This is a genomic window from Spongiactinospora gelatinilytica, from assembly GCF_003236385.1.
GTDB lineage: Bacteria > Actinomycetota > Actinomycetes > Streptosporangiales > Streptosporangiaceae > Spongiactinospora > Spongiactinospora gelatinilytica.
In genome coordinates this window covers 1-3488 of the sequence record NZ_POUA01000554.1, presented here as the reverse complement: position 1 = coordinate 3488, position 3488 = coordinate 1, and the positions used below count along the sequence as shown (strand labels likewise).

Below are 3488 nucleotides of genomic sequence, written 5' to 3'. Positions count from 1 at the left end.
CCTCTGGGGAGGGGGTCGCGAGCATCGTGCGCATCGGGGGCACCTTCCGAGGGATCGCCGGTGACTACTTCGCCGAGTCTTCTGCCCTGGGCCGCCGAGCACATCGTGGCGCGCACCCTGGTCACCGGTACGGCGGGCCGTACCCCGGCACAGCGGGACGCGCCGCGGAGTTTGTCCGTGCCGCGCCGGGCGCGATAGGAATGACCTCATGACTGCGCTCGGTGTCGTGTTCCGTCCCCAGCTTCCCCCCGAACGGCTCCGCGACGTGGCGTGCGCGGCCGACGCGGCCGGGCTGGAGGAGCTGTGGCTGTGGGAGGACTGCTTCCTGGAGAGCGGGATCGCGGCCATGGCCGCGGGGCTGGCCTGGACGCAGCGGCTGCGGGTCGGCGTGGGGCTGCTGCCGGTGCCGTTCCGGAACGCCGCGCTGACCTCGATGGAGGCCGCGACGCTGCACCGCCTGTTCCCCGGCCGGGCGAAGCTGGCGGTCGGCCACGGCGTACAGGACTGGATGGCGCAGGTCGGCGCGCGGGTGGAGTCGCCCATGACGCTGCTCACCGAGCACCTGTCGGCGATGCGGGCGCTGCTGCGCGGCGAACGGGTCACCACGCAGGGCCGCTACGTACGGCTGGACGGCGTCGCCCTGGACTGGCCTCCCCAGGCGGGGGCCGCGGTCTACGTCGGCGCTACCGGCCCGCGCACGCTGCGCCTGGCAGGTAAGGCCGCGGACGGCACGATCCTCACCTCCGGCCGCACGCCCGGCGAGGTACGACGGGCCCGCGAGCTGGTCGAGGAGGGCAGGGCGGAGGCCGGCCGTACCGACCCGCACGAGGTCGTGGCCTACTTCAACGCCGCGACCGGGCCCGGTGCCGCCGCGCGGATCGAGGCCGAGCTGGAGTCCTCCGGCGACGCGGGCAAGAGCGAGGCCGGGGTGGCGGGCGACGCGCAGGCGGTCGCCGAGGCCGTACGGCGGATCGCCGACGCCGGGGCCGACACCGTGATCCTCCAGCCCACTGCGGACGAACCCGACATCGAGGGCTTCGTGCGCTTCGTGGCCGAAGAGGTGCGCCCCCTGATCGCATGATGGGTAACGCGCGGCCCGGCGGATGACCTGCTACCTGGAAAGTTTCCCGGTTACACCCTATAACTGTGACCTGGAACGGGTAAATGTCCGGTGTGCGGGTCGTGACCATCTCCGCGACGTACGGTACCGCGGGCAACGTGATCGGTCCCGCCGTGGCCGAGATGCTCGGCGTGCCGTTCGTGGACCGCGCCATCCCCGGCACGGTGGCCGAGGAACTGGGCTGCACGCTGGAGGAGGCGCTGGTCCACGACGACCGCGCCGAGCACGGCATCGGCAGGCTGCTGTCCGGCGCGATGCGGCTGCCGACGGTGACCTTCGGCGGCGTGGACACCTACCTGCCGGGCGCGATGCCGACCCCGCCGGAGGAGTTCGTCGCGCACACCGAGAAGGTGATCAGGACGACCGCGCAGGCGCGCGGCGGGGTGATCCTCGGCCGGGCCGGCGCCATCGTGCTCGCCGACCACCCGGGAGCGCTCCACGTACGTCTGGACGCCCCGCTGGAACGCCGGATCCGCCAGACGGCGGCCTTCTTCGACCTCGGCGAGCGTGAGGCCCGCAAGATCGTCGAGGACAACGACCGCGCCCGCGCCGCGTACGTCCGGCACTTCTACCGCGCCGACCCCGGCCGGCCGACCCTGTATCACCTGGTCGTGGACAGCACGAGCATCCCCGTGCCGGCCTGCGTGGAGCTGATCGCCTCGGCCGCCGAGGCGATCGGCTGATCCTTGCGGCCCCACCCCCGGCCGGGTCGGCTCACCGGTGAACCGGGGGCGCGACGCTCAGTGAAGGTGGCACCATGGAATCCTCAAACCAGGCCACTACAAAGGAGCGGATGACGTGGCCACCGTGCCCAGTGTTTCTTACTCCATCACCGTCCGGCTGGAGGTGCCCGCAGGCGGCAAGGCCGTCAGCCAGCTCACCCATGCCGTCGAGTCGGCCGGAGGCGTGGTCACCGCCCTCGACGTGACCACCGCCGGGCACGAGAAGCTGCGGATCGACGTCACCTGCGCCGCCCGCGACACCGACCACGCCCAGGCCATCGTCGACCAGCTCGACGCGGTGGAGGGCGTGGCCATCCACAAGGTCAGCGACCGCACCTTCCTGATGCACCTCGGCGGCAAGATCGAGATGGTCTCTAAGGTCCCGCTGCGCAACCGTGACGAGCTGTCCATGGCCTACACGCCCGGCGTCGCGCGGGTGTCGATGGCGATCGCCCGCAACCCCGAAGACGCCCGCCGCCTGACCATCAAACGCAACACGGTCGCCGTGGTCACCGACGGCTCGGCCGTCCTCGGGCTGGGCAACATCGGCCCGGCCGCCGCGCTGCCGGTCATGGAGGGCAAGTCGGCGCTGTTCAAGCGGTTCGCCGGGATCGACGCCTGGCCGATCTGCCTCGACACCCAGGACACCGACGAGATCGTGCGCGCGGTGCAGCTCATCGCGCCCGGCTTCGGCGGCATCAACCTTGAGGACATCTCGGCTCCGCGCTGCTTCGAGATCGAACGCCGGCTGCGCGAGCTGCTCGACATCCCGGTCTTCCACGACGACCAGCACGGCACGGCCATCTGCGTGCTCGCCGCCCTGACCAACGCGCTGCGGGTGGTGGAGAAGGACCTCGAGCAGGTGCGCATCACGATGGCGGGCGCGGGCGCGGCCGGCACGGCGGTGCTGCGCCTGCTGCTCGCGGCCGGGGCGCGCAACGTGGTCGTGTGCGACTACCTCGGCGCGATCCACCACGGCCGCGACGACCTCGACGACTCGCTGCGCTGGATCGCCGACCACACCAACGCCGAGGGCTACTCGGGCGACCTGCGGGGGGCGGTGAAGGACTCCGACGTCTTCATCGGGGTCTCGGCCCCGGGCATCCTCACCGGCGACGACGTGGCCACCATGGCCGACGGCGCGGTCGTCTTCGCGCTGGCCAACCCCGAGCCGGAGGTCTCCCCGGACGACGCCCGCGAGACCGCGGCGGTGGTGGCGACCGGGCGGTCCGACTTTCCCAATCAGATCAACAACGTGCTGGCCTTCCCGGGCGTCTTCCGCGGCCTGCTGGACGCCCAGGCGGGCGGCGTCACCCAGGAGATGCTGCTCGCCGCGGCCCGCGCCCTGGCGAACGTGGTCACCGACGAGGAGCTCGGCCCCAACTACATCGTCCCCAGCGTCTTCCACGCCGACGTCGCCACGGCGGTGGCCGCCGCGGTCCGCGAGTCCGCCGGAGGGCGTCCGCGCGGCAGCACCGAGGCATAGGGGCTCGGCCGCCTCAGCGTCCGAGTGAGGGGACCGCCGGGGTCAGCGTGACGGGTCGGGGTAGCGGCCTGGCCAAATGGCCCCGAGCCACCACAGCAACCCGCCCATCACCAGCAGCGCGACCGCCAGCACCAACTGCCCCGCCACAGCCACACCGCCC

General features: G+C 72.4%; 4 protein-coding genes. All 4 read left to right on the top strand.

Translation table 11 applies throughout. The features are described from left to right. The first annotated feature begins 60 nt into the window (after positions 1 to 60). The 4 genes from C1I98_RS42205 (at position 61) to C1I98_RS36755 (ending at position 3328) form a co-directional block, all read left to right on the top strand. Complete coding sequence (locus C1I98_RS42205; protein WP_158558344.1) at positions 61 to 198, top strand: hypothetical protein; 138 nt, start codon at positions 61 to 63, stop codon at positions 196 to 198. A gap of 10 nt (positions 199 to 208) precedes the next feature. Continuing rightward, positions 209 to 1081: an LLM class flavin-dependent oxidoreductase gene (locus C1I98_RS36765; RefSeq protein ID WP_111171886.1), complete on the top strand. Its 873-nt coding sequence runs from the start codon at positions 209 to 211 to the stop codon at positions 1079 to 1081. A gap of 83 nt (positions 1082 to 1164) precedes the next feature. Next, positions 1165 to 1803 carry a cytidylate kinase-like family protein gene (locus C1I98_RS36760; RefSeq protein ID WP_111171885.1) on the top strand — a complete coding sequence of 213 codons (639 nt, stop codon included), beginning with the start codon at positions 1165 to 1167 and terminating at the stop codon, positions 1801 to 1803. A gap of 115 nt (positions 1804 to 1918) precedes the next feature. Next, on the top strand, positions 1919 to 3328 hold the full coding sequence (locus C1I98_RS36755; protein ID WP_111171884.1) for an NAD-dependent malic enzyme: 1410 nt from the start codon (positions 1919 to 1921) through the stop codon (positions 3326 to 3328). Positions 3329 to 3488 lie beyond the last annotated feature (160 nt).